We start from the raw sequence: 26,236 nt of genomic DNA on the forward strand, positions 1-26,236 counted from the left end.
GTTCACTCCCTAGACTAATGCATTCAATTGTTCCAAGCGTTATACCTGATCTGCGAATCCACATCGTTGTATTGCCTGATTCAATTCGTCGCCATGATAAATAGACAGTATTTTACTTCCATAATTTGGATCCGTTGCATATCCGGCTTTATGAAGCTCCTGGACATAGGCCTCTGGATCTCCCGCATTTGCCAGTGCATTCTGGTATCGCTCACTGCCTTTAATTAATGAAACATAATCATTAAAACTGTGTTCAACAGACGGGTATTTGCGAAACGACGCACTCATATTAATAGGTGTATCGGCAATATACTCAGTTGTTTTAATTTTAACCGATTCAAACCCCTTACTGGATCCGGTTTTTACGTTAAATAAATTATTACTGCTAGACCCATCTGCATCCTTGGCTACAAATTTTCCCCAACCGGTTTCAAGAGCAGCTTGAGCGATAAGCACTTTAGGATCAAGTCCCATTAACGAGGCTGCCTGCTTGGCCATTGGCCAAATCGATTTAACAAAGTCATCAATGACTGGCGTTTCTGTGCCCTTTTGTGCTTTAGAATCTACCGATCCGCTCAGTGGACGTAACGAATCAGTACTTCCTGTTTTCATGCTATCTGCTTGATTTCTGCCAACCGTACCTTCTAATTGTCTGGACAGCATAGCGGCTAAACCTACTCCACCTGAATCTGCTATATTTTTAGCATATTGCCCATCCAACATTTCCTGAAAAGTAGCTTCATTCTTGCCGCTGAAAGGACTGGACTCATCAAGAAAATGTTGTCCCATACGCATACTTTTCAGCATGGATTGCAAAAATATCCCTTCAAATTGCCTGGCAACTTCAGGTAAGGCCTTTTTTTCATCCTGATTAGCCTGGACTTTCAATTCATTCAAGCTTTGAAAATCACTGACAGCTATTCGATCTATTTTCATTTCCATCACCTGTTCTATACATCTTTAAATTACGATTAATGTAGCATTCAAAGCGCCAGCCTGCTGTAAGGCTTCGAGTATGGAGATAACATCCGCCGGAGTTGCTCCTACAGCATTGATTCCTCGAACGATATCCTTCAAAGTAGTTCCTTTGGGAAGCACGAAGGCATGATTACTCTTTTGCTGAATGTTAACCTGAGATTGCTGTGTTGAAACCGTTCGTCCCCCGGCAAATGCATTGGGCTGGCTTATTACCGGAGTCTCGGTGATACTGACCACGAGATTTCCATGAGATACAGCCGCTGATTTAACAATCACGTTACTGGAAATAACAACCGTACCAGTCCTTGAGTTAATGATAATTTTAGCAACGGGTTCTCCTGGCGTGAACTCTATATTCTCCAGGACAGAAACATAGTCTACCCGTTGAGATAATTTTTTCGGTGCAGTTACTGTAACCGAAGTAGCATCGAGAGGCCTTGCTGTACCTGGTCCCATCATTTCATTAATGGCATCGCTCATCCGTTTTGCAGTAGTAAAATCAGGGGCATGCAAATTATAGGTTAATGTTTTTGAGAAATAAAAAGGATTAGGAATGTCTGCTTCAACGGTAGCTCCATTCGGGATTCGTCCTCCGCTAGGAACGTTGACTGTGACACTGGAACCATCGGAACCCGCTGCGCTGATACCAGAAACAACAACGTTACCCTGTGACATGGCATATACACGACCATCCGCTCCTTTTAATGGGGTAAGTAATAAAGTTCCCCCGAGCAGACTTTTAGAATCACCAATGGATGAGATATTCACATCCAGTGTTTGCCCTTTTTTCATAAACGTAGAAAGACTGGCTGTAACCATCACTGCAGCAATGTTTTTAGAATTTAGTCTAATGCCAGGGGGAATGTTGATACCCAACTGAGTTAACATATTGGCGAAAGTATCTTCGGTATATTTAGTTCCTGATTTATCACCAGTACCATTTAATCCCACAACCAATCCATAACCAACCAACTGGTTGGTTCGGACTCCAGACAAAGTTGCTATGTCTTTGATCCGTTCAGCAAAAGCTGAACTAAAGATCAAATTCATTACTATAAACCATGTAATAACCAGCAGTCGCCGCATTACAGTTCCTTGTTAATTGCCTTTTAAAATTAAGTTGGGAATAACGGACTCCAAAGGAATCGAGCAAACCAACCCTGAGCATTCGTATTATTAACTTGTCCCGTTCCCCCATAAGATATTCTGGCATTCGCTACTCTATCTGAAGTAACCGAATTATCCGCTCTGATATCCTGAGGTCGAACTATACCAGAAAGTTGCACGTATTCATTGCCTTGGTTAATTTTAACCCATTTTTCACCCTGTACTACCATATTTCCATTAGCCAGGACTTTAGCGACGGTAACTGAAATGCTACCCGCCAATCGATTATTCTGAATGGACTTGGCATCACCAGTAAATTTCCTTTGGTTGCTCAGATCAAAATCCATGCTGTATCCACTACCCAATGAAATGGGTCTACCCAGAAACAGGTTATTGGTCACTTGTTCCTGATCATTTTTCTTTTGCGTTGTCGATGCATTTTTTTGAGCATCAGTACGTTCAACCAGGAAAATAGTCAATATATCACCAGGATGCCTTGCTCTTGGTGTTTCAAAAAGGGGTAAAGCTGTTTCACTACTGTAGATGGCTCCATTGGCTTTTCGTAGTTCTTTAGGATCCGGGCCAGTGGGATAAGTTGGAGCGTACTCAGGGTTTGTTCCAGGAGTCGGTGGATTAATTGCTTCACACCCGCTCAACAGAAGCACTGAAAAACAAGTTGCAGCTAATTTTAGAGTTTTCATGACACTAATCCGCTTATAGAGTTTGTGTTAAATACTGCAACATACTGTCGACAGTCTGAATGCTCTTTGCGGTAATTTCATAACTTCGTTGAGCCTGAATCATATTCACCAACTCTTCAACCACATTCACGTTAGATGCCTCAAGAGAACCTTGAAGCAAGGTTCCCAGTCCAGAGTTACCGGGATTATCGGTTTGAGGGGTTCCACTGGCAGCTGTTTCAGTAAATAAATTTTGCCCTATGGGTTGAAGACCTGCATTATTAATAAAGTTGGTTAACTGGATTGTTCCAATTACTGACGGGGTATTATTTCCAGCAACGGTGGCACTTACCGTTCCATCTGTTCCAATTGTAATGCCTATTGTTTGCGCAGGAACGGTTATGGCAGGTTGAATGGGGTATCCATTACTGTTAACAATCTGTCCTGTATTGTCTGTCTTTAGGCTTCCATCTCGTGTATAAGCCTGAGTACCATCCGGCATCAGAACCGTTAAGAATCCCTGACCCTCAATCGCGACATCGAGAGGATTTTGAGTATTTTGCAGACCACCCTGAGCAAACATTTTTTCTGTTGCAACCAGGTGAACACCGGTTCCCATATTGATACCAGTCGGGATTTGAGAGTTCTGAGTTGATTGAGCTCCCGCCTGACGCAGGTTTTGATAAATTAAGTCTTCAAATAAGGCTCTACCCTTTTTAAATCCCGTGGTGTTAACGTTTGCAAGGTTATTCGCGATGGTAGCAATATTTTTATCCTGGGCTTCCAAGCCAGATTTACTGACCCATAGTGCTGGTTCCATGACTGTCTCCCGCATTTATTCTTATTATTTTAAGACTAATCCTGCAATAGTTGTGCCAATTTTTGTCCATTATCATCTACTGTTGAAAGTATTTTCATTTGGGCATCAAATTCGCGACCAGCACTGATCATTCCCACCATTTGATCAATCGCCTTAACATTTGAACCCTCAATTGCACCATTAATCACTTTTACAGTCGAGTCAGCTTTAGCTATACCCCCTTGCTTAAGCTGCATTAATCCTTCATCGTTTTTAACAATATTGGTTCTATCCAGTTTGACCAGTTTAATTCTATCCAATATCGCAAGGCTTTTGACATCTCCTTCTAATGGAATGATCGTTATGGTGCCGTCATTGCCAATTTCTATAGATTTTGCAGGTGGGATGGAAATTGGACCACCATCCCCCATGACTACTTTTCCCGAAGCTGTAATTAATTGTCTGTTAACATCCAATCGTAGACTTCCTCCACGAGTGTAAGCTTCATTTCCCTGACCGTCCCTCACTGCCATCCATCCATCACCGTCTATAGCAACATCAAGATCGCGGCCAGTAGTAATAATCTCACCAGGTGTCAAATCTATGCCATTGGGTGCCTGAACAACAAACGATTGTCCACTTTTCTCGTTGACTCCATTAGCGTCACTCATGTACATAGTTTGCGCCTGATAGAGATCTGCTTTAAAACCTGGGGTGTTTATATTCGCCAAATTATTGGCGATTAACTCCTGTCTTTTAAAATCAGAACGCCCACCATTTACAGCATTATACAGAATAGGCTCCATGGCTTATCTCCTACCTTATATTAATGATGGTTTGAGTAATGGCATCCCCTGTTCGTATGGTTTGTGCATTTGCCTGGAAATTACGCTGGGCGCCAATTAATTTGACCAACTCACTGGTTAAATCCACATTAGACTCTTCCAGGCGGCCTGAATTAATCAATCCCAAGCCACCAGTTCCTGCGCCACTCACTAATGGTTGACCTGAAGAAAAGGTCTCAGCCCAACTCGTATTTCCTAAATTTTGCAAGCTTTCCGGATCAGAAAAGTTGGCCAACAATACTTGTCCCATAGTCAGTGTGCGACCGTTAGTATAACGACCGAGAATCACTCCTGAATCATCAATATCCAAACCAGCAAGGCTGCCTGTTGTGTATCCATCATTTTGAGTTGCCTGAACCGCAAAGGGACTACCAAATTGTGTGCTGTCAGACAAGTCAATATTGATACTCAAAGGGTTCGAGCCATTGTTTAAATTATATGATATTGGAATGTAATTATTAGGCAATGGGGCGTTTGCTGTATCGGTTACCCCTGCAAAGGTTCCATCCGTATTAAAGTTTGCCCGGAACAAATTGTCTGTATTATTAGGTCCAACGTTGGCAGGTACGTTTTGATTATCAATTTGAAAGGCAACATACCATTGATTCATTGTTCCAGGAGGAGACGCGGCATTAGGGTCTCCCGCTACAGCTGCTGAGTCTGCCCGAATAAAATACATGCTTAATACATGAGAATTTCCCAAACTGTCATATATTGTAGATGAGCTGACGTTATTATAGGTATCAGTAGCTGGAGTTGAACCACCAACCCAATCAACCGCAGGTGCTTTGCTCTGAGAATATAAATTGACTCCCGCAGTGAGCAAGCTACTCGCCTTGGGACTAATATTGGCAGTATTAATTTGTAAATCACCTGAAGCACCAGTAATGGCACCACTTTTATCTGCAAGCAACCCAGTCAAGCGTTGATTGTTCGCATTAACAATGTGATTTTCATTATCCAGTTTAAACTGACCTGCACGGGTGTATACTTTTGCCCCCTGGTCACTCAAAATAAAAAATCCGGATCCATTTACGGCAAGATCCAATGTATTATTTGTTGGGCTTAATGTTCCAGTTGCAAATGATTGATGCACTCGAGATAATTTAACCCCGCTTCCAACGGATGTACTACCTGTTCCATAGGCACTATAGGTATAGATGTCAGCAAACTCTGCGCGCGATCCCTTAAATCCAACTGTTGCTGAGTTAGCGATATTATTACCTATGACATCCAGGTCTTTGGTCGATGCCTGTATTCCACTTAATGCTGTATTAAAAACCATAATAGCCTCCTGCTTATAATTTTTAGCACTCACCCAGATACATGCAGAGATTGCAGCTCTTTTATACTGTTATTTGCCTTACCTGGTCTAGAGATATTGAACCAATTCCCGAAACATTGAGTTTTAAACCTTCTCCGTTTTGACCCAAACTAACGCTGTCGACATTTGCTGAAGTCATGGTTTTTAATGCAACTTCCTGTCCACCATAAGTTCCATTGACTTTAATTTTATAATTTCCAGCCGCTACGCGTTGATTATTTTGATCGGTTCCATCCCAGTTAAATTGAAAGAAACCAGGTGTAGGCTGCCCCAAAGTAAAGGTTTTAATAAGCTCTCCAGATGCTGAGTAAACAGATGCCGTTGGATTGGCAAGTCCTGCGGGCATGTCTATGGCTGCCTTGGCATCACCATCAGTTCCCAGGCTCAGACCGTCGCTGTGAACCAAAACTTTACGTCCCACCAGCGCAGAAGCTTGAAGGGCCTGATTGGATTGTAAAGAAGTAGCCATTTGCTGTAATGAATCTTGCATACGGGTAATACCGTCATTGGTACTAAACTGTGCTAACTGTGATAGGAATTCACCATTAGGTTGTGGCTGCATGGGATCCTGATTTTGTACTTGAGCAACCATAAGCCTTAAAAAATCCTGCTGCCCTAAACTTGTTCTGGCAGAAGAATCCGCCTGACTCAGTCCTAAAGTGCTTGCTGCGTTAGCTCCATTTACTGAATTTGTCATTCTGTTCCCCTTATTCACCTTATTCACCCAATTGCAGTGTTCTTTGCATCAGTTGCTTGGTAGTATTGAGTAATTCTATGTTCATTTGATACGATCTGGACGCAGAAATCACATTAGCCATTTCCTCGACGTAATTGATATTTGGGGTATAAACAAACCCATTCTCATCAGCCAGGGGACTATTAGGATTATAGCGCCTTGAAGGCTCCGCATTACTCTCATAAATGCCCTTCAATTGCACGCCCGCCCTGATATTATCTCCCATCCATTGATTTGCTTTTTCCTGAACAGCCTGAAAAACTGGATATTTGGCTTGATACACTTCGTCAGGACTACTGGCCTCAACGTTCGCATTACTCATATTTCCAGCGCTTGTAGTCAATCGAGCAGTTTCTGCCGTCATAGCTGATCCGGCAATGTCAAAAATGGTATTTAATGACATGATTATTCTCCTTTTAACGCAACGATCATGGATTTAATTTTACCGTCAAGAAAACTAAGACTTGCTTGATAATTGAGCGCATTCTTCGTGAATTCTGCGGTTTCAATGTCTTTATCGACCGTGTTCCCGTCCATCGATTTATGATTCGTGATGCGATACTTCATTTGTGCAGAAATATCCGCATTGCTGCTGATATGATTCGCTGAAGTAGTCTGTAATTGCTGAGAACTTCCTGCCATGGAAGCAGCGAGAACCTCATTAAAGTCCATATCTCTGGCCTTATAATTTGGAGTATTCACATTGGCCAGGTTATTCGCTAATTGGGATGCTCGCTGATCTCGGACAAGAAGCGCTTTGGCATGAATCCCAAAGTAAGAATCAAGATTAAGAGGCATATTCACTCCTTTTTATTATTGATATTAATAAAGCAAACATTGTGCCAATACAGAAAGAGTGAGAAAATAAGGCAATTTAACTTGTCTGGAGTACTCTATATGTCAGACTGTAAGACAATTCCTCCAAACGCCATCCAACTTATTAAATCTTATCTGCTGCAGTTGCAAAATTCAATTTGCTCGACTGTTGAGGAACTTGACGGTTCAGCTCAATTTAAAGAAGAGTCCTGGGAACGCCCTGGTGGTGGAGGTGGGATCACCCGAGTACTGTCCAATGGTGGAGTATTTGCCAAGGCTGGAGTCAATTTTTCCCATGTTTCGGGAGAACAATTACCTGGTTCAGCTACTGCGCACCGACCCGAACTGGCGGGTAGGCATTTTAGTGCATTAGGAGTGTCACTGGTCATTCATCCTGAAAATCCCTATGTTCCTACGTCACATGCAAATGTACGATTTTTTATTGCTGAAAAAGACGGAGCGGACCCCGTGTGGTGGTTTGGTGGTGGGTTTGATCTAACCCCCTACTACGGTTTTGTCGAAGATTGCAAACACTGGCATCAAACAGCATATGAAGCCTGCCAACCATTTGGCTGCTCAATCTATCCTGAGTTTAAAAAATGGTGTGATGAATATTTCTTTATCAAACATCGAAACGAAGCTCGAGGGATCGGCGGATTATTTTTCGATGATTACAACAGAATCAGTTTTGATCACAGTTTTGCTTTAATGCAAAGCATAGGAAACCATTTTATTCCAGCGTACGGCCCAATAGTTTCGCGTCGAAAAGATCATCCTTATGGATCTGAAGAAAAAGCATTTCAAAATTACAGACGTGGACGATATGTCGAGTTTAATTTAGTCTATGATCGAGGTACGCTATTTGGTTTACAATCTGGCGGCAGAACGGAATCCATATTGATGTCACTTCCACCAGAAGTACATTGGAATTACAATTGGCATCCAGAAGAAGGCAGCAAGGAAAGTATCTTGTATACCGACTTCCTCCCGGCAAAAGATTGGATTAATGCTGATCCTTAGAGCATTTGTGGTCAACCGGTTGAATCTTAATGAATAAAATACGACCTGCTAACCAGTTATTCAATTAGCCCGCATAGTTAAATCAACCAAACCCAACATCGCTTTTGTTCTGCTGTCTCAAACAGACCCATAGCCCTAATGCTGCAATACTATTCATCACAGCAAGTAAGAGAAATACTTGAGGTATTGCTACATTAAAATGCAATAGGACCATCACTAAAATAGTACCAAACACCATGAATAGTGCATTATAAATATTATTGGCTGCAATTGTTCGTGCGCGTGCCTCAGGGTGACTGGCAACCTGTAAATAAGTATATAAGGGCACAACAAATAAACCGGCACAGAATGCCAGCATCAATAAATCAAAAGCGATTCGCCAATGGTTCAGATAAGTAAAAAAGACCAGCAATGGTGTCAACTGTTCCGTCATTTGATTTTCTGAAGGTGAAGCCCAATAAAGATCAAAAGTAAAACAGGTTAGTGCCAACATGGCAATTGGAACTATGGACAGGGAAATAGTCCCATGCAGTATTCGATTAATCATTAATGAACCTAAAGCGATGCCAATAGAAAAAATCGCTAAAAACACAGCAAACACGTTAGTATTTGCTCCTAACACATAATGAGAATAATCCGGTAACTTGGTCAACAATACTGCGCCAATTAACCAGAACCAGGAAATCGTTAATGTGGATAATAAAATCTTTTTATCCTTTTTGGCTTGTTTTAACATCATTAAGGTGGAACGCCAGATATGGAAATCCACATGCAAGGTCTGGAGAGATGATGGTGCACTTGGAATAAACAGACTGGAAATTAGTCCGGAACATGCCGCGCCAAGCGTCATGAGCATCGCAAAGGAAGGTGTTGCCCGATCTGAACCAATTGCTAGTGTTCCCAGGGTTGTTCCTAACAAGATGGCTACAAAAGTACTGGCCTCTATTAAACCCGTGGCACGCAGTAAATCCTGTTTTGGCAGGAGATCTGGCAAGATCGCGTACTTTATCGGTCCAAAAAATGACGAGTGAATTCCCAAGCCAGTCAGGGTAAACATCATCAAAAAGATATTTCCTCTGTACAAGGCGAAACTGCCTAGTAGCATCAAAATAACTTCGAATACTTTTACCAAACGTGCTAACAGTGCTTTATCAAATTTATCAGCTAATTGCCCGGATAGGGCTGAAAAAATAAAGAATGGAGAGATATACAATGCACCAGCCAATGCTTGATAATATTCAGATTGAGATTGAACATGGCTTAGATGGTAGCTAATCATCGTTAACATTGCCAATTTATAAGCATTATCATTAAAGGCACCGAAAAACTGAGTAAGAAAGATCGGTAGAAATTTTCTCTGCTTTAGAAGATTAATATACCCTGAACTCACAATATCCCCATCAATACTGTAATAAATGAATATCAGCAAGGATATTGGGGTCCCGGTAGAAAGTAAATGAAAAATCTCAATTAACTGATTAAATTCACTCTCAAATTTAACGTAACAAAAACACATGCCGCTTTTGAAAGCGTACCTTCATCTGATTGCTATAAATAAAAAAACGAATTATTGATATACTGCCTTGCATTGAAAAAAATTGACAAACAAATAGGGTTCAAGCACCACCTATTGCTCTAGTGAATCGCTTAGACCAACTCATCAAGCAATTGCTCTATTTTTTTGGTTTCACCCCGGTAAAACAGAGTGTCTACGGGGCATACAACAAATTGACCGGGTAAGCTTTCTTTTTTGATTGCTTGAAATCCGTGACGCTCATAAAACTTTTGTGCCGCTTGCAATTGCTCTACTGTGCCAAGAAACAATTCTTTAAAACCATGCTTTAATGAATTCTTAATCAACGTTCTTAGTAATAAAGATGCAATACCCAACCCTCGATATTCAGGAGTTAGAAAAAATTTTTTCAGTTCTCCCTGTTCATTATTTATTTTCTTTAACCCGATGCTCCCAATAATTGTGCCTTGAGCATCAACAGCATACCAAAAATTACAGGAATTATTAAAATAGTAGTTATCTTCCGCCTTAAGAATTGATATGTTGATATCAGCGGTTACAGGGATATTAAATTCTTCAACCTGAATTCGCTCAATCATGGTCATTATTTGTTTTCGTAAGGTTCTTGAAGTTGAAAGTCTTAAGAGTTTGACCTGATCTCGCGCAATACGGCTTTGTTCAAGAGCTAAAGCGTATTTGCCAATGGCACTAATCACCTGCTCTTTATCTTCCTGTGTCAAAAAATGAAATGCCCGCTTGATTTTGCTGTTAGAATACTCGTCAATATAATGAATTTTTTCTTTGCCCTTATCGGTGATTCTGAGAAAACGTTCTCGCTTATCTATCCCTTCCGTCGCAGAAACCAAACCCTCTTTAATCAAGGATGTAACTATTCGAGATAATGTAGGCATCGAAATTAACAGTAATTGACTCAATTTGGCACTGGTAACATTGGGTTCTTTATTAATCTCTATCAAAGCATGCCAATATGAAGGTTGTTCTTTGGCATCGATTTTGTTTAATTGCAGCATCCCTAACTCGCGAATCAATTTTCGGGAGTGATGTCTTAATGTATCAATTGAATCATTCATCATCAGAATCCTCGTTACATTATAAAAATGGTTTCAATTCATATTTATTTTACTTAAAAAATATAAATCCGACAGCATAAAACACATTAAATGATTATATATTCTCTGTACATGACAAAAAATCTTGCTTTGCCTGCCCGAGCGCATTAGGGTCCGGGGAAAATGAGCTTCTTTCGATCAAATCCCCTCTCCACCGCGCGTAGCGTGGGGGAGTGGGTTTAGGGTGAGGGGGGTAAAATACTTGCGCGCAAAAGCGCGCTTATTTTGCCCGGCCCCTAATGCGCCTGCGCAGGCTAAGACAGTTTTTTTGTCATGTACAGATATATATATATTGCAATACAAATTCATTTTCAATATTATAGTTTCAAATTTTTATTAATTTTATAAATTAATAGCTCTTGAAAAACAGAGCGGGTCATTTGAACAGTGGTCAATACATTCCGATTAAACTATTTAATAATCTGTATGGAGTCTCTATGGAGCATCTAAATCAATTAACACCCCTTATGCCCCTTATCGCACTGGTTTTTATCTCCTTAATAAGCCCCGGACCGGACTTTGCAATTACCGTAAAAACCAGCCTGGTCTATTCAAGACGCAGTGGTTTGCTCACAGCCCTGGGTATTGCCTTAGGAAGTTTAATCCATATTAGTTATACCTTGCTTGGCCTAGGTCTGTTAATTACAGAAATTCCTGTTTTGATGCAAATTATCCAATACATTGGTGCGTCATATCTCTTTTATATTGGTTATAGAAATTTGAGAGCCAAAGCAACCGGAGATCGAATCGATGGATATGACAACATAGAGGATCTGAACCCTTGGCAGGCTTTTTCAGTAGGTTTTATAACCAATATTTTTAATCCCAAAGCGATGTTATTTTTTATCAGTCTATTTTCCGTACTCATGCCCAGAGACATTTCAGACCCCAATAAAATAGTTCTAGCCATCGTACTCTTTTTAGAGACATTAGTCTGGTTTTCATTCGTAGCATTCAGCCTTTCAGGAAAGAAGACAAGAGCCAAATTTCAGAGCATTAGCCACTGGATTGAACGAGTAACCGGAGCCATTTTGATTGTTCTGGCTGTAAAATTATTCTTTAGTCAATTAGCGAATTAGCACCGTCTAATTTCACCAGTGAACTACATAATTACATCTCCGTTATAATCAACCCGGCATGAGGTTATTCCATTACCGTAAGATAGAGAAATCTCCCTGTATTACGACTTCGTCTAGTACAGACTACTTTGAATAGACCTTGATCTCATCCTGTGAAAGAATCAGGATCAAATATAAGATATATGCTGCAATATGTTTGATTTTAACTCAAAACAGCAATTTGATGCATTAGTAGTCGCATAGCATCACAAAATATAAATTAAAACATGCTTTAAAAACATTAAACAATGTGGTTGAATGTACAACAAAACCATGAGTATGTATTCATACATACCTTTTTGTACCGTTTTGGAGTTGCAATTTTGATTTATGAGATATATTCCTTCGATTTTGATGGATGCCTGGCGAATCTTTTTTATTTATCCAGCGAGGATAAAAACATTATTCTGGCCAATAAAGGCTTGCTTGATGCACTCAAATCATCACCAAATCCCAAAATTATTCTGGTAGGTTCAAACCGACAGGGGTTAATGGATGACTATAACAACGCCCTACCTGACAAACGAGGCTCCTGTTTTCCTGCAGTAAAATTGATTACCAGGGAATTGAACACTCACGAAGCCCCTGCCACTCTCGATGAGTTGCTACTGAGTGATGTCTATAACGACCTGGCTGATGGTACTTCGTTTAAAATGGCACTTAGATGCATAGACAAAAACAAAAAAGATTATATTCCAGGAAAATTAAAGAAGGCTGAGCACCATCCAAACTGGATGCATGATGAGAGCAAATTAACAGTGCTTTATGCCCAGATTCACAAAATAGCAAAAGACCATCCACTTGACGATCTTCAATTCAATTTCATTGATGATCGAGAGGATATTTTAGATAACTTACATAACTATTTCCTAAAATATCCGGAACTCATTCCCCATAATGTCACTTTGCATTTAAAAAAATATACTGGGCCTTACGATAAGGACAATAATCCAATTGATCCCATCATGGAAGACTATGCTCCTCTAAGAGGAACCCGAGCCGAAGCTGATGCAGACTACAAGCATACGGTCAAAATAATGGCCGCAGTAACTATAGAACAGATGAATGCTAAAGATTATTTTCTGACCGCAACCCTTTCTCGAAAGTCTATCTCAAGCTACGAAGAAGCAAAACGCTACCATTTTAATACATCGACAATTAAAGTTGCTGCTTACTATGAGCCTGGTATGCTGCCCGATAAGCCGCCAGAATATTTTACTCCTAAAAAAAGTCGATTAGCTCGATTTGGATCATCATTCTTTTCCAGTAGAAATTTATTAGCCGACACTTATGGTACCAGTTCCTCCTCCCCACGATCAGCTTCTATGACGAGTAGCAGTTCAGATCCAAGGCCTGGCTTTAGTTATGCCTCGAGTTCAACTTCAAATACACCTTATAACGATGCTCCTGATCCTGCTTATGTACCGCAAAGCTGCGCTGATTTTGATTTATCATTGCCCCCTCTTCAATTATATTCATCTGAAGAACAGAGCCATGAAATTTCTGATTCAGAATCCCGATTACCTCACACAGAACAACAAATACAAGGCGCAGTAAAACCATCCAGGATGTTGTCGGTTCATAGGTTAATGCCTCCAAGAGAGGATCTGCATCGGGAGCAAATTGATTCTGAGACAGCTACAGAGTCTTCTACAGATACATTACCGAGTTATACTACCGGGTTTTAATTAAGTTGAAGCAATAACGCATCAACAGCATATGCCTGGAATGTATTGGCAATTAGATTATTCAATTGCTCTATAGCCCCTGTTGTTCAAACAATGTCGTAGTATTTTATATTGAAAAGAAGTTTATGAAGTACTGATGGATTAATTTTTGAGGATCAAGCCAGACTAAATTATCTGGCTTGGATGTCTTATCTTTATTCGCTTGCTTCGGTAGCTAAAACAACCTCTTGAGCTTTAAGGCCTTTTGGTCCTTTATCAAGCACAAAAGTTACAGGATCGTTTTCATGGAGGGTTTTAAAACCTACACCTTGAATGTCTTTGTAATGTACAAAAATATCATCGCCCTGCTGATTAATAATAAATCCAAATCCCTTTTTTTCATTAAACCATTTAACATGGCCTGTCTCTCTTTGCGACATTAGCTATCCCCTTTGTCTTAAACTTTTTACATCGTGTTCGTTATTTAATTATATTAATGTTTATTTCAGATAGTCTTTTATAAATGTCTAAATTTAAGTCACTCATAAAGTTGTTATCTACGCTATAATAAACAGTTTCTCATGCACGAATAATCACGCACACTCTGATTAGCATAACAGTTTTTTATTGATTGTTAAGGATTTTTTTCAAAAATTACATTTGTTTTCAATAATTTTTTGTTTTAGGAATGAATAATGAATCATACCAAATCATCTTTTATAAAATTAGCTCTAGATTGCCAGGTTTTAAAATTTGGTGAGTTTACTTTAAAATCCGGACGACTCAGCCCCTACTTTTTTAATGCTGGATTATTTTATCAAGGGAGCGCATTGCGTAAGCTTGGCCAGTTTTATGCCCAAACTCTAATAGAACACCAGGTTGAATTCGAACATCTATTTGGACCCGCCTACAAAGGACTTCCTCTTGCAACTACGACAGCAGTAGCGCTAGATGAATTAGGAAAAGACTGTACTGTCACCTTTAACCGAAAAGAAGTAAAAGATCATGGTGAAGGAGGGCAATTAATTGGCGCTCCACTAACTGGAAAAACCATTATAGTTGATGATGTGATTACTGCCGGAACTGCTTTTCGTGAGGCTCAATCACTAATTAAAGATCATGGAGGAATTCTAAGCGGGGTTATTATTGCATTGGATCGATGTGAAAAGGGACTGACAGAAAAATCAACTTTGTCTGAAATCAAAGCTCAAGGTATTGCTGTTTATTCAATTATCGACTTATTTGATTTAATTGAGTATCTGCACAATGAAAATGAACTAGCTCAGGTAAAAAAATTGGAAGCATATCAAGAACTGTATGGCTGTGAACGTTGAGAACACATTAGAGACTCAAAATCAGCTTCTCCTGACAAATTAAGATGAGCCGGGTTACAACAACACGATAACCCGGCTAAACTGGCGCTAATCTTTTGCGTCTTCTTCTCTTAGTTCGAGCCACATTGCATTCAATACTGCAAAAAAACAAGCCAAACCAGTACCTAAAACCCAGGAAAAATACCACATACTTCTCTCCTCAATAAGCTGAATCCTGATTATCCAGAACAGTCTTCTCAGTTACTTTGCCTCGCAATACTCGATAAACCCATGCTGTGTAAGCCAGAATGATGGGTAAAAATACTACCGTCACAACCAGCATGATAAACAACGTCAACTGACTGGAAGAACTATCCCAAACCAATAAACTTTGTTGTGGGTAGGTGGACGAAGGAAGAATAAAAGGAAACATACTCACGCCAACAGTTCCAATCAAAGTACCAACACTCAATCCGCTTAATACAAACGCTAATACGGCTCGTTTTGCCAATATCATCGCGAGCAATGCTAAAACCAGACTAACTATAGGCACCAGCATTGTAGCAGGATGGGCACGATAATTATTAAACCAGGCTCCAGCTTGGCTTGAAGCTTCTTTATATAATGGATTTGATGGCCCATCATGAGGCATAACGCCATTAATAACATAGCCATCAATAGCATAAAAAGTCCAAATGCCCAGTACACTAAACAGTAAAATCACACTTAAAGCGCACCACTTGGCGCAGATACGCGCTCTTTCCTGCAGAACACCTTCAGTTTTTACCTGAATAAAAAAAGCACCATGCATTGCGAGCATTAATACCGATAAAATACCACATGCCAGGGCATAAGGATTAAGCAACTCAATGAAAGAACCCGTATAAAAAACTCTTAAACTGTCATCAAAATAAAATGGAACACCTTGCAGCACATTTCCCAACGCGACTCCAAAAATGAGCGAGGGTACGAATCCGCCAATAAATAAAGCCCAGTCCCATGTAGTTCGCCAGGCAGGATTTTTCAATTTAGAACGGTATTTAAATCCAACCGGCCGAAGAATTAATGCTAAAAGAACAACCAGCATGGCCAGGTAAAATCCGGAAAATGACAGTGCGTATAATGCAGGCCAGGCAGCAAAGATAGCGCCGCCCCCCAGAATAAACCAGACCTGATTACCCTCCCAAGTCGGCCCAATGCTGTTAATGAGCACACGTCGCTCAATATCGGTTTTTCCAAGCCAGGGAAGCCACATGGCCACACCCAGATCGAATCCATCCATAATAGCAAAGCCGATTAATAAAATACCTATTAATAACCACCATATTACTCGTAATGTTTCATAATCTAAAGGCATTGGTATCTCCTAAAATTAGTGCTGCATGCCATCTGGACCAAGGCGAATGTATTTCACCATCAAATAAAGCTCTACAACGGCTAGAACGGTATAAAATAATACGAAACCGGCTATTGATGTCATCACTTGGCCTGGAGTTAATGCGGAAGCGCCCATAAACGTAGGCAATATTCCCTGAACAACCCAGGGTTGACGACCGTATTCAGCAACCACCCAGCCTAATTCAGCAGCAACCCAGGGTAGAGGTAAAGAATAAAATGCCATTCGATGATACCATCGGGTTTTTTCCAATCGATGGCGCACTGATAAATAGAAACCGATCGCAAAGAGGAGAATAAAATAAAGACCACAGGCAACCATTATTCGGAACGAGAAAAACATGGGCATAACCTTGGGTTTTAAGTCTTGAGCCGCCATATTAATCTGTTCATCAGTAGCATCAGTCACATTCTCAGTGTATTTTTTTAACAGTAATGCATAGCCAAGGCTATTGCTGTGTTCACTAAATACTTTTTTAGCCTCTTCATTATTAGGATCTTTTTGTAACGTTTTCAAGGCGTTATAAGCAATCATCCCGTCTTTTATTTTTAACTTTCCTTCATCGATCAACTCAATAATTCCCTGTAATGGGGTATTTAATGAGCGAGTGGCAATAATGCCTAATGCAAAGGGGATATCAATAGCGTACTTGGTACTCAGCGTTTTTTCATCAGGTATACCAAAAACAGTTAAAGAGGCTGGTGCTTTCTCGGTATGCCACATAGCTTCCATTGCAGCCAGTTTCATTTTTTGGTTTGAATTGGCAACGTATCCGCTCTCATCACCCAATACCACTACCGATAATGCTGAAGCCAGTCCAAAAGACACAGCTACCGTCATGGAGCGTTTGGCAAAGGCCTTATTTCGATCACGCAACAAAAAATAGGCGCTAATCGATAAAACAAACATGGCGCCAGTAACATAGCCAGCACTTATGGTATGCACAAACTTGGCTTGAGCAACTGGATTAAATAACATATCGTAGAAGCTGCTGACTTCCATACGCATGGTTTGATAATCAAAATAGGAGCCCACGGGATTTTGCATCCAGCCATTAGCAATCAAAATCCATAATGCCGACAGGTTAGTACCTAAAGCTAACAACCAGGTACAAATCATGTGCTGGAATTTCGACAGTTTATCCCAACCAAAAAAGAATAACCCAACAAAAGTAGCTTCTAAAAAGAATGCCATCATCCCTTCAATAGCCAGTGGCGCTCCAAACACATCACCAACATAATGAGAATAATAGGCCCAGTTAGTTCCAAACTGAAACTCCATGGTTAGACCGGTTGCGACTCCCAAAACGAAGTTAATACCAAACAAGACACCCCAGTATTTGACCATTTGCCGCCAGATTTCCCGCCCGGTCATAACATAAACCGTTTCCATAATGGCAAGCATCACCGAAAAACCCAAGGTCAGCGGAACAAATAAAAAGTGGTACAGTGCGGTCAAAGCGAACTGTAGCCGGGAAAGATCTACTACCTCACTAACAGGAATCATTAAATCACCTCTTATTAATTTGGGACGATGCGGGTTGTGTTGTTTTTCCTAACATCCACTCCTCGCCGCTTGGCACGACAGGATGCATTCCTCTGACACAGACATACCATAATAGAAAAAGCAATATCATTTTAACCGTGATCGTTAAAGTTATATCTCGTGTAAATGGTTTCATAGCAGTTATCCAGATTTGGAACGTTAATACTATATCTTAAGTAAAATTAATTTTCACTAAGTTCTTGACAATGCTAAAGATAATCATTATCATTAATTCATGTTTTAACGTGCTAATACATTAATATGAAAATACATACTTATACCAAAAATTCTGCGCTTCCTGAATTAATGCATGCAATCAGTTTATTAAATAATAAAGAAGAAGCGCTTCAATTTTTTACGGATTTATGCACCCCGGCTGAATTGGAATCGATGGCTGACCGTTGGCAAGTAGTTCCTCTGCTCCGTCAAGGCATCCCCTATCGCACGATTCATGACCAAACTGCCGTTAGTGTAACTACTATCACACGTGTAGCCCGTTGTTTAAGCTTTGGAACGGGTGGTTATAAGCTGATTGCGGAACGAATGGAGAATTTATGAAAAATCGTTTACGACTGGCCATACAAAAAAAGGGGCGATTATCTGATGAATCGATCAGTCTATTACAACGCTGCGGTTTAAAATTTCGCATTAAACCCAACGCCCTTCTCACTCATGTAGATAACTTCCCTATCGATTTGCTTTTTGTTCGCGATGATGACATTCCCACTTTAGTGTTTGACAATTTATGCGATGGCGGAATTGTTGGTGAAAATGTTTTATTGGAAGCCTCTCTGGCAAAACCAGGTAAATTATATAAACAATTATTAGCTTTAGGCAGCTGCACCTGTCGTCTCTCGATTGCAGTTCCTGAATCCTTTGATTACCAGGGTCCTGGAAGTCTGGATGGTAAACGCATTGCAACCAGTTACCCCTATTTACTTAACCAATATCTGGAAGAACGCTCCATTTGTGCTGAACGTCTGATCTTATCAGGCTCCGTAGAGGTAGCGCCCCGAATGGGGATGGCAGATGCCATTTGTGATCTGGTATCCAGCGGACAGACATTGGAAGAAAATAAACTATATGAAGTAGATACCGTACTGCAAAGCCAGGCAGTATTCATCCAGACTCAAAAGCAATTTTCCCCCGAAGCTCAAGAGCTGTTTGGCATGCTTGCGCGACGTATTCAGGCAGTTCAGCAGGCGCAGGAACGAAAATACATAGTTTTTCATGCCCCAAAATCAGCACTGGAGCGTATTTCGGAACAATTGCCCGGAGCAGAGGCACCAACCATTCTCCCCTTACCCGATAATATGGATAAAGTGGCAGTGCATGTTGTTTCCAGTGAGCGCGTCTTCTGGAAAACTCTGGAAACGATCCAGGATTTAGGAGCAAGTTCAATTTTAGTGTTACCCATTGAAAAAATGTTGGAGTAAGTGCGATGTTATCCATTAAAAACTGGCGATTATTATCACCTTCCGAACGAGCGCTGTGCTTATTGCGTCCTGTAGAGACAAATTCAGTCTCCAATCAAGTACGGGAAATTATTCAACAGGTACGAGCAAAGGGGGACCAGGCTTTGTTCGAATTAACCCAAAAATTTGATGGAGCGTGTCTGAAACAATTCAAAGTTCCTCAGCAACAAATCCAGGATGCAACAACCGATCCGCACCTGCTTTCTGCCATGAACCAGGCCATACAGACCATAACCAACTACCACCAATCTTTAGTACCCGAAGATCAGAACATCTATACCGCCTTGGGGGTTCGTGTACTGACCACCTACAGACCGATACAAAAGATAGGTTTATATGTACCTGGCGGGAATAACACTCCGTTAGTATCGTCACTTTTGATGCAAGCCATACCAGCCCGAATCGCAGGATGTCCAATCAAAGTACTGTGCACTCCACCAGACGCAAACGGTGAAATCAACCCTCATTTACTGGTAGCTGCCCGATTGTGTGGAATAGAAACCATCTACACTCTGGGTGGCGCCCAGGCAATTGCAGCCATGGCCTATGGTACTGAAAGCATTACCAAGGTGGACAAATTATTTGGACCGGGTAATCGTTTCGTTACAGAGGCTAAAAATCTGGTTTCCATTGATCCCTGCGGTGCAGCAATAGACATGCCGGCGGGGCCTTCTGAAGTCATGATCATTGCCGACAACCAAGCCAATGCATCCTTCGTTGCAGCAGATTTATTGGCCCAGGCAGAACATGGTGCGGACTCTCAGGTCTTTTTAATTTGCGAGGATTTGGCTTTTGCCAACGCAGTTAATGAAGAAATAAAACGGCAATTAACTCATTTATCGCGTACTTCTATTATGAAGCAATCACTGGCAAAAAGCAGAATCATTCTCTGTTCCGACAGAAAGGAGCAACTGGCCATAATCAACGACTATGCTCCCGAACATTTAATCATCAACAGGGAAGATGCAGACTCATGGGTGAGTCACATTAATTCTGCTGGTACCGTGTTCCTTGGTTCATGGGCTGCAGAGACAATGGGAGACTATGTCAGCGGCAGCAACCACGTTCTGCCTACGAACGGTTATGCAAAAAATCACAACGGTTTGAGTACTCTTGATTTCTTAACCCGTTTTAATGTGCAATCAATTAACCAGGAAGGTATCAAAAACTTAGGTCCGGCTGCTGTTTCTTTGGCTCAAATCGAAGGTTTGGATGCCCATGCAAATGCCATACAAATCAGACTCAATATCTTGGAGGATTAGATGTCTATACTTAACTTAATACGACCCGAGTTGTTAAACAGCCAGAATTACGTACCTGGTGGAGAGCAGTGCACATTAAGATTACATGCTAATGAATTGCCCTGGTGTCCAGTTAATTCAAGTATCGCTAAATCGCTTAACTATTACCCTGATACACGTTTGCAAAATCAATTACAGGCCAGGTTAGCTGCTCGCTATCAAGTAGATCCCGATCAGATTGTATTAACCAGGGGCAGTGATGATGGCATCGATTTGGTTACACGTTTATTTTTAACAGCAGGTCAGGATGCATTCATGCAATTTCCTCCGACCTTTCCAATGTATGCCTTTTACGTTCGTTTACAACAGGCGGAACTCATTCAATGCCCCCTCAATCATCAGGATGAGTTTAGTCTCGCTTTAGAGCAGATTAAAAACAATTGGCAATCCAACTGCAAAATCATCATGTTGTGTAGCCCCAACAACCCGACAGGAAATTTAATCGACCTGGATTTGATTGCCGCCGCTTGTGAGTATTTTGCAAATCGATCGGTCATTGTCGTAGACGAAGCGTATATAGAGTTTGCGAGAACAAAAAGTGCCGTTTCTTTGCTAAATCGCTATGAAAATCTGGTGATATTAAGAACGTTATCCAAGGCAAGTGGCTTGGCTGGACTACGTCTAGGCAGCATTATCGCTCAAGCGCATGTTATAGAAGCATTCAATAAAATTATTGCGCCTTATATTATTCCAGGCAGCACTATTGAATTAGCCACCCAGGCATTTGAGAACACGAACTGGTTTCCAACAGTTATTGAGCGTATCCGCAGTTCGAAGCAAAAACTTATTGACGTATTAAAAAACACTCCGGTAATTGAAAAAGTATACCCCTCTGAAACCAATTTTGTGCTCGTAAAATCCCTCTTCGCCAAGGAGCTAACTGCCTGGTTTGCAGAACACAACATCGCAGTAAGAGATTTTCCCCCATCTTCCTTATTACACGATCATATACGCATCACAGTGGGAGACCCGGAGCAAAATCGATTACTTATCGACTCCTTATCCAGTTTTATCAATAATGTTTCAGGATTAAATTATGCAAAAGATCTTATTTATTGACCGTGATGGTACCTTAATTGAAGAGCCCTTTGACAACCAGGTCGATTCATTAGAAAAAATCAAGTTAACGCAGGGAGTAATCCCTGCCCTGCTCCGACTCAAAAAGGCAGGATTCAAGCTCATCATGGTGTCCAATCAAAACGGTGTGGGGACCTCAAGTTTTCCTGAAGAAGATTTTGCCATTTGCCATGACTTTACCCTGGATCTTTTTTCTTCCCAAGGTATCTTTTTTGATGAAATTTACATTTGTCCTCACATGCCTGAAGATCTGTGCTGCTGCCGAAAACCCAAAACCGGTTTACTGGATCGGTTTATGCGAGAAACCTCTATTGATGTATCCAGCTCATGGGTCATTGGGGATAGGGATACGGATAGAGAATTAGCAGATAATTTAGGAGTTAAATTTCTTCCCATATCAAAAGAGCACTCCTGGGATGATGTAGTTGTCGCTTTAATGAATAATCGCCGTAGTGCCATTATCAACAGAACAACAAATGAAACAGAAATTAAGCTGAAATTAACCTTGGATAGTGACCAACCCAGCTCCATTAATACGTCCATTCCATTTTTTAATCACATGCTGGAGCAGGTCGCAAAACACGGTGAGTTCGCTCTGGATCTCAAGGCTACAGGAGATTTGGAGGTCGATGATCATCATTTGATTGAGGACACTGCAATTGCTTTGGGTGAGGCGATTAAAGCAGCGCTTGGAGACAAATGGGGTATAAATCGCTACGGCTTTACTCTGCCTATGGATGAATCCCTTGCCTCTATTGCTATCGATATTAGCGGCAGAAGCTTTTGTCAATTCAATGGTCAATTCAGCCGCGAGTTTGTTGGAGGTATGGCAACGGAGATGATCCCTCATTTCTTTCAATCCTTATCCAGCGCTCTAGGTGCAACCATTCACCTTAATGTAACCGGATCCAACCACCACCACATGATTGAGGCATGTTTTAAATCTTTGGGAAGAGCATTGAGGCAGGCTTGTGCCAGAACCAGTGAATCACTCCCCTCAACCAAGGGGTTGTTATGATTGCGGTAATCGATGTCTGTGGTAATAACCTGACGTCTCTGGTAAATGCGTTAAAACGTTTGGGAGTCAATTATCAATTAACCCATGATAGCAAGGAAATACAACAGGCTTCTCATGTGATTTTACCCGGCGTAGGCACAGCAACTTATGGGATGAACGCCTTACGTGACTCTAATCTTGTCGAGGTCATTACTCACCTGAAACAACCCCTATTGGGGATTTGTCTGGGTATGCAGTTATTAGTTGAATGCAGTGAAGAAGGAATGATTGACTGCTTGGGTTTAATTCCAGGACAGGCTGAATTATTGACGAGAACTAATGACTGTCCTGTTCCGCACATGGGATGGAATCAATTGCAATGGTGTACTGATTCACCTCTGCAACAGGGATTAAATCAGAGTGATTACGTCTACTTTGTCCATAGTTACGCCTTAAAAGATCATAATCATGCGGTGGCTCGATGCAATTACAGCGAACCATTCACGGCTATTGTTAACAAAAATAACGTCTATGGGATGCAGTTCCACCCCGAAAAATCAGCCGGTGTCGGTCTGACATTACTCAAAAATTTCTTGTCTCTGGAGGCGGTATGTTAGTTGTTCCAGCAATTGATTTACAAGCAGGTCGTTGTGTCCGATTAAAACAAGGTCAATTTGATCAGGTAACCCAATTTGATGTTGCGCCTGTTGAGAGATCTTTATATTTCAAACAATCAGGGGCGCAACGTTTGCATATTGTGGATTTGGATGGGGCTCGTATGGGAGCCATGCAACAATTACCTTTAATTTGCGCCATGCTGGACTGTGGGATCACGGTTCAAGCCGGAGGAGGAATTAGAACCCTTGATCAGGCAAAACGCTGCATTGATTCAGGTATTTCTCATCTGGTCATTGGCAGCATCGCCATTTCCAATCCAGAAGTGACTACGAACATCATTCAGGAAATCAAGCCAGAACATATTATTCTCGCGCTTGATGTACGAATTGATCACGAGATCCCGGTTCCGGCGATAAATGGTTGGCAAATGAGCAGCCAAAGTAATCTGTGGGAAGTGGTTGGTTATTATCATCAGCTGGGCATCAATGACATACTTTGTACCGACATCTCCTGTGATGGAATGATGTCTGGCCCCAATTTCAACCTGTACCAACAGGCGGTAGAACGTTTTCCCAATATATCCTGGCAAGCTTCCGGAGGAATTCGAAACAGAGAGGATATCGCTACTCTTGAATCTCTTGGCGTTGCCGCTGCAATTCTGGGATTAACGCTATATCAAGGGAGTTTTGATTTAACTGAATGCTTGCAAGAGTATGCTTAATGAAAATGAGGTATCTATTATGCTAACCAAACGCATCATACCGTGCCTTGATGTACGTGATAATAAAGTGGTCAAAGGAGTACAATTCCGTAATCACCGAATTATTGGCGATATTATTCCCTTGGCTGCCCACTACTCAGATTCAGGTGCTGACGAACTGGTATTTTATGATATTACAGCCAGCAGTGATGCACGTTCAGTATCGCCTGACTGGGTCAATCAGGTTGCAGCAGCGATTAATATACCGTTTACCGTTGCCGGAGGAATCCGAACCGTGCATCAAGCCAAATCATTGCTTCATGCTGGAGCCGACAAGATCTCGGTGAATAGCCCTGCCTTGGAAAATCCATCATTGATTAACGAGTTAAGTGCGCAATTTGGTACTCAATGCGTTGTTATCGGGATTGATAGCCAATGGATTGTCGACGATTATTACGTGTATCAGTACACTGGTAATGAACACACAAGCATCAATTCCAGACGCAAGACCAGGGAATGGATTAAGGAAGTCCAGGACAGAGGTGCAGGTGAAATTGTTTTTAATTGCATGCAATCAGATGGTGTTCGATCGGGTTATGACCTGGTTCAGCTACAGGAAATGCAGACTCTCTGTCATGTTCCCTTAATTGCTTCGGGCGGAGCCGGATCAGTACAGGATTTTATCGAATTATTTCTTCAAACTCCAATTAATGGCGCTTTAGCAGCGAGCATTTTTCATGACAACAAAGTAACAATTGCCGAAGTCAAACAAGGCCTTAAGGCAAACACTATAGAGGTACGACTATGAATGAACTGGAACTAAACAGTCTGGATTGGAAAAAAATGAACGGTTTAATACCCTCCATCATTCAAAATGCGGAAAACGGTACCGTATTAATGTTGGGTTATATGAATCAGGAGGCTTTAAGTGCTACGCTCTCCAGTGGCGAATTGACTTTATACAGTCGTAGCAAACAAAAATTATGGCGTAAAGGCGAAACTTCCGGAAACAGCATGCTCATAGACCACATTAGCACTGATTGTGATAAGGACAGCCTTTTAATCCATGTGAGACCGAAGGGACCGGCATGCCACCTTGGCTATACCAGTTGTTTTCAACCTCCTTTAAATACCACTCTGAGTTTTCTCGATGGGTTAATCAAATTAATCAATGAACGAGCCAGACAGAACAGCAGTCACAGTTATACTGCTCAGCTTCTTAATGAAGGTCTGAACAAATGCGCCCAAAAAGTCGGAGAAGAAGCAGTTGAAACGGTAATCGCAGCGGTAAACCGCAACAGAGAAGAACTGATTAATGAAACCGCAGATCTGATCTTTCATTTACTTGTTCTGTTAAAATCCTGCGAATTGAGTTTTTATGAGGTTCTGCAGTGTTTACAGGATAGAGACCGTTCAGTTCATACCTGAAAATCAATGGACCCTCCGCCTTCGCGGAGGGTGACGAGCGCACGGAGCGTGACCAGCGCACGGAGCGTAACCAGCGCACGGAGCGTAACCAGCGCACGGAGCGTAACCAGCGCACGGAGCGTGACAAGCGCGCGGAGCGTAACAAGAGCACGGAGCGTAACAAGAGCACGGAGCGTAACAAGAGCACGGAGCGTAACAAGAGCACGGAGCGTAACAAGCGCACGGAGGGTGACTTAGTGGACCATGAGGGTAGTGCTCTCAGGGCTTAGGAAATTATGTCGCTATAATATGTTTAACACTTAATCCTTGTCACCCTCCGCGAACTGATATATCCCCTCAAATTTGCTAAAAATAATTGCAGTAAAGTTGAAGTCGTGATCTAATTTTCCCCAACAAATTTGTTTGGGGAAAATGATGGAACCTATCGATTTACTACATGACCATCTCATGGAGGAATGTCCTTTTATCCATGGCAAACGTTTACAAGCATTAATGGATGTAGCATGTTCACTACAAAAGAAGCAAAACCTATCGCTGACAGCAATAGGCAAAGGATTAACTGGAAACAGTTCATTAAAACACAAGATTAAAAAGGTAGATCGTCTTGAGGGCAACAAGCACCTATATGAAGAGATAAGTTCGATTTATGTAGG

The 26,236-nt window shown here is 41.3% G+C and carries 29 protein-coding genes and 1 pseudogene; 14 read left to right on the forward strand and 16 right to left on the reverse strand.

From position 1 onward, the window contains the following. Positions 1-39: 39 nt before the first annotated feature. From flgJ to flgB, 9 genes are all read right to left on the reverse strand, one after another. A complete protein-coding gene (gene flgJ, locus G543_RS0108325; protein ID WP_028384117.1) occupies positions 40-936 on the reverse strand; it encodes a flagellar assembly peptidoglycan hydrolase FlgJ in 897 nt (298 codons plus the stop codon). A gap of 24 nt (positions 937-960) precedes the next feature. Beyond that, on the reverse strand, positions 961-2,064 hold the full coding sequence (locus G543_RS0108330; protein WP_035921811.1) for a flagellar basal body P-ring protein FlgI: 1,104 nt from the start codon (positions 2,062-2,064) through the stop codon (positions 961-963). 29 nt (positions 2,065-2,093) lie between these two features. Then, positions 2,094-2,786, reverse strand: a complete 693-nt coding sequence (locus G543_RS0108335; protein ID WP_028384119.1) for a flagellar basal body L-ring protein FlgH — start codon at positions 2,784-2,786, stop codon at positions 2,094-2,096. 13 nt (positions 2,787-2,799) lie between these two features. Next, positions 2,800-3,585 carry a flagellar basal-body rod protein FlgG gene (flgG, locus tag G543_RS0108340; RefSeq protein ID WP_028384120.1) on the reverse strand — a complete coding sequence of 262 codons (786 nt, stop codon included), beginning with the start codon at positions 3,583-3,585 and terminating at the stop codon, positions 2,800-2,802. 35 nt (positions 3,586-3,620) lie between these two features. Beyond that, positions 3,621-4,370 (reverse strand): flagellar basal-body rod protein FlgF, encoded by a 750-nt coding sequence (flgF, locus tag G543_RS0108345; protein WP_028384121.1) that lies wholly within the window; start codon positions 4,368-4,370, stop codon positions 3,621-3,623. A gap of 10 nt (positions 4,371-4,380) precedes the next feature. Next, positions 4,381-5,694, reverse strand: a complete 1,314-nt coding sequence (gene flgE, locus G543_RS0108350; protein WP_028384122.1) for a flagellar hook protein FlgE — start codon at positions 5,692-5,694, stop codon at positions 4,381-4,383. A gap of 61 nt (positions 5,695-5,755) precedes the next feature. Continuing rightward, on the reverse strand, positions 5,756-6,430 hold the full coding sequence (locus G543_RS0108355) for a flagellar hook assembly protein FlgD (protein ID WP_028384123.1): 675 nt from the start codon (positions 6,428-6,430) through the stop codon (positions 5,756-5,758). Between the two features lie 19 nt (positions 6,431-6,449). Next, positions 6,450-6,872 (reverse strand): flagellar basal body rod protein FlgC, encoded by a 423-nt coding sequence (gene flgC / locus G543_RS0108360; protein ID WP_028384124.1) that lies wholly within the window; start codon positions 6,870-6,872, stop codon positions 6,450-6,452. 2 nt (positions 6,873-6,874) lie between these two features. Further along, positions 6,875-7,267, reverse strand: a complete 393-nt coding sequence (flgB, locus tag G543_RS0108365; protein WP_028384125.1) for a flagellar basal body rod protein FlgB — start codon at positions 7,265-7,267, stop codon at positions 6,875-6,877. A gap of 99 nt (positions 7,268-7,366) precedes the next feature. Here flgB and hemF point away from each other — a divergent pair, with 99 nt between their 5' ends. Continuing rightward, positions 7,367-8,305 carry an oxygen-dependent coproporphyrinogen oxidase gene (gene hemF / locus G543_RS0108370; protein ID WP_028384126.1) on the forward strand — a complete coding sequence of 313 codons (939 nt, stop codon included), beginning with the start codon at positions 7,367-7,369 and terminating at the stop codon, positions 8,303-8,305. 82 nt (positions 8,306-8,387) lie between these two features. Here the strand turns inward: hemF and G543_RS0108375 are convergent, their stop codons facing one another. After that, positions 8,388-9,695 (reverse strand): MFS transporter, encoded by a 1,308-nt coding sequence (locus G543_RS0108375; RefSeq protein ID WP_028384127.1) that lies wholly within the window; start codon positions 9,693-9,695, stop codon positions 8,388-8,390. A 257-nt stretch (positions 9,696-9,952) separates the two neighbouring features. Further along, a complete protein-coding gene (locus G543_RS0108380) occupies positions 9,953-10,912 on the reverse strand; it encodes a bifunctional helix-turn-helix transcriptional regulator/GNAT family N-acetyltransferase (protein WP_028384128.1) in 960 nt (319 codons plus the stop codon). Between the two features lie 473 nt (positions 10,913-11,385). On the opposite strand from G543_RS0108380, the gene G543_RS0108385 reads away from it, so the two are divergent. Beyond that, positions 11,386-12,027: a LysE family translocator gene (locus G543_RS0108385; RefSeq protein ID WP_028384129.1), complete on the forward strand. Its 642-nt coding sequence runs from the start codon at positions 11,386-11,388 to the stop codon at positions 12,025-12,027. A gap of 287 nt (positions 12,028-12,314) precedes the next feature. Further along, on the forward strand, positions 12,315-13,754 hold the full coding sequence (locus tag G543_RS0108390) for a hypothetical protein (protein WP_028384130.1): 1,440 nt from the start codon (positions 12,315-12,317) through the stop codon (positions 13,752-13,754). A 194-nt stretch (positions 13,755-13,948) separates the two neighbouring features. Here G543_RS0108390 and G543_RS0108395 read toward each other — a convergent pair whose 3' ends face one another. Continuing rightward, positions 13,949-14,173 (reverse strand): cold-shock protein, encoded by a 225-nt coding sequence (locus tag G543_RS0108395; protein WP_028384131.1) that lies wholly within the window; start codon positions 14,171-14,173, stop codon positions 13,949-13,951. A 255-nt stretch (positions 14,174-14,428) separates the two neighbouring features. Between G543_RS0108395 and pyrE the strand changes: the two genes are divergently transcribed. Continuing rightward, a complete protein-coding gene (gene pyrE, locus G543_RS0108400; protein WP_028384132.1) occupies positions 14,429-15,067 on the forward strand; it encodes an orotate phosphoribosyltransferase in 639 nt (212 codons plus the stop codon). Positions 15,068-15,154: 87 nt separating this feature from the next. Here pyrE and cydX read toward each other — a convergent pair whose 3' ends face one another. Genes cydX through cydP form a run of 4 tightly spaced genes read right to left on the reverse strand, consistent with a single transcriptional unit; the run spans position 15,155 to position 18,123 of the window. After that, positions 15,155-15,256: a cytochrome bd-I oxidase subunit CydX gene (gene cydX / locus G543_RS18700; RefSeq protein ID WP_028384133.1), complete on the reverse strand. Its 102-nt coding sequence runs from the start codon at positions 15,254-15,256 to the stop codon at positions 15,155-15,157. A gap of 10 nt (positions 15,257-15,266) precedes the next feature. Beyond that, positions 15,267-16,403, reverse strand: a complete 1,137-nt coding sequence (gene cydB, locus G543_RS0108410; RefSeq protein ID WP_028384134.1) for a cytochrome d ubiquinol oxidase subunit II — start codon at positions 16,401-16,403, stop codon at positions 15,267-15,269. Positions 16,404-16,418: 15 nt separating this feature from the next. Further along, positions 16,419-17,948, reverse strand: coding sequence for a cytochrome ubiquinol oxidase subunit I (locus G543_RS0108415; protein WP_028384135.1), 1,530 nt, complete (start codon positions 17,946-17,948; stop codon positions 16,419-16,421). Positions 17,949-17,952: 4 nt separating this feature from the next. Then, a complete protein-coding gene (gene cydP, locus G543_RS19490; RefSeq protein ID WP_165482383.1) occupies positions 17,953-18,123 on the reverse strand; it encodes a cytochrome oxidase putative small subunit CydP in 171 nt (56 codons plus the stop codon). Positions 18,124-18,248: 125 nt separating this feature from the next. Between cydP and G543_RS0108425 the strand changes: the two genes are divergently transcribed. From G543_RS0108425 to G543_RS19340, 10 genes and pseudogenes are all read left to right on the forward strand, one after another. Further along, positions 18,249-18,545: a YerC/YecD family TrpR-related protein gene (locus G543_RS0108425; protein ID WP_028384136.1), complete on the forward strand. Its 297-nt coding sequence runs from the start codon at positions 18,249-18,251 to the stop codon at positions 18,543-18,545. After that, positions 18,542-19,423, forward strand: coding sequence for an ATP phosphoribosyltransferase (gene hisG / locus G543_RS0108430; protein WP_028384137.1), 882 nt, complete (start codon positions 18,542-18,544; stop codon positions 19,421-19,423). Before G543_RS0108425 ends, hisG begins: the two co-directional genes overlap by 4 nt. A 5-nt stretch (positions 19,424-19,428) precedes the next feature. Continuing rightward, the gene (gene hisD / locus G543_RS0108435; protein WP_028384138.1) at positions 19,429-20,724 is read left to right on the forward strand and encodes a histidinol dehydrogenase; all 1,296 of its coding nucleotides are present in this window, start codon (positions 19,429-19,431) and stop codon (positions 20,722-20,724) included. Beyond that, positions 20,725-21,822, forward strand: coding sequence for a histidinol-phosphate transaminase (gene hisC / locus G543_RS0108440; protein ID WP_028384139.1), 1,098 nt, complete (start codon positions 20,725-20,727; stop codon positions 21,820-21,822). Further along, on the forward strand, positions 21,800-22,858 hold the full coding sequence (hisB, locus tag G543_RS0108445) for a bifunctional histidinol-phosphatase/imidazoleglycerol-phosphate dehydratase HisB (RefSeq protein WP_028384140.1): 1,059 nt from the start codon (positions 21,800-21,802) through the stop codon (positions 22,856-22,858). Before hisC ends, hisB begins: the two co-directional genes overlap by 23 nt. Beyond that, entirely contained in the window at positions 22,855-23,454 is a 600-nt protein-coding gene (gene hisH, locus G543_RS0108450) for an imidazole glycerol phosphate synthase subunit HisH (protein WP_028384141.1), read from the forward strand. Before hisB ends, hisH begins: the two co-directional genes overlap by 4 nt. Next, the gene (locus G543_RS0108455) at positions 23,448-24,176 is read left to right on the forward strand and encodes a 1-(5-phosphoribosyl)-5-[(5-phosphoribosylamino)methylideneamino]imidazole-4-carboxamide isomerase (RefSeq protein WP_028384142.1); all 729 of its coding nucleotides are present in this window, start codon (positions 23,448-23,450) and stop codon (positions 24,174-24,176) included. The genes hisH and G543_RS0108455 overlap by 7 nt, the downstream gene beginning before the upstream one ends. A 19-nt stretch (positions 24,177-24,195) precedes the next feature. Continuing rightward, positions 24,196-24,963, forward strand: a complete 768-nt coding sequence (gene hisF, locus G543_RS0108460; RefSeq protein WP_028384143.1) for an imidazole glycerol phosphate synthase subunit HisF — start codon at positions 24,196-24,198, stop codon at positions 24,961-24,963. Next, on the forward strand, positions 24,960-25,583 hold the full coding sequence (gene hisIE, locus G543_RS0108465) for a bifunctional phosphoribosyl-AMP cyclohydrolase/phosphoribosyl-ATP diphosphatase HisIE (protein ID WP_028384144.1): 624 nt from the start codon (positions 24,960-24,962) through the stop codon (positions 25,581-25,583). Before hisF ends, hisIE begins: the two co-directional genes overlap by 4 nt. A gap of 528 nt (positions 25,584-26,111) precedes the next feature. Then, a pseudogene (locus G543_RS19340) lies at positions 26,112-26,236 on the forward strand (IS4-like element ISEc60 family transposase); the annotation flags it as partial.

It is taken from the genome of Legionella moravica DSM 19234 (genome assembly GCF_000423305.1).
Classification (GTDB): domain Bacteria; phylum Pseudomonadota; class Gammaproteobacteria; order Legionellales; family Legionellaceae; genus Legionella; species Legionella moravica.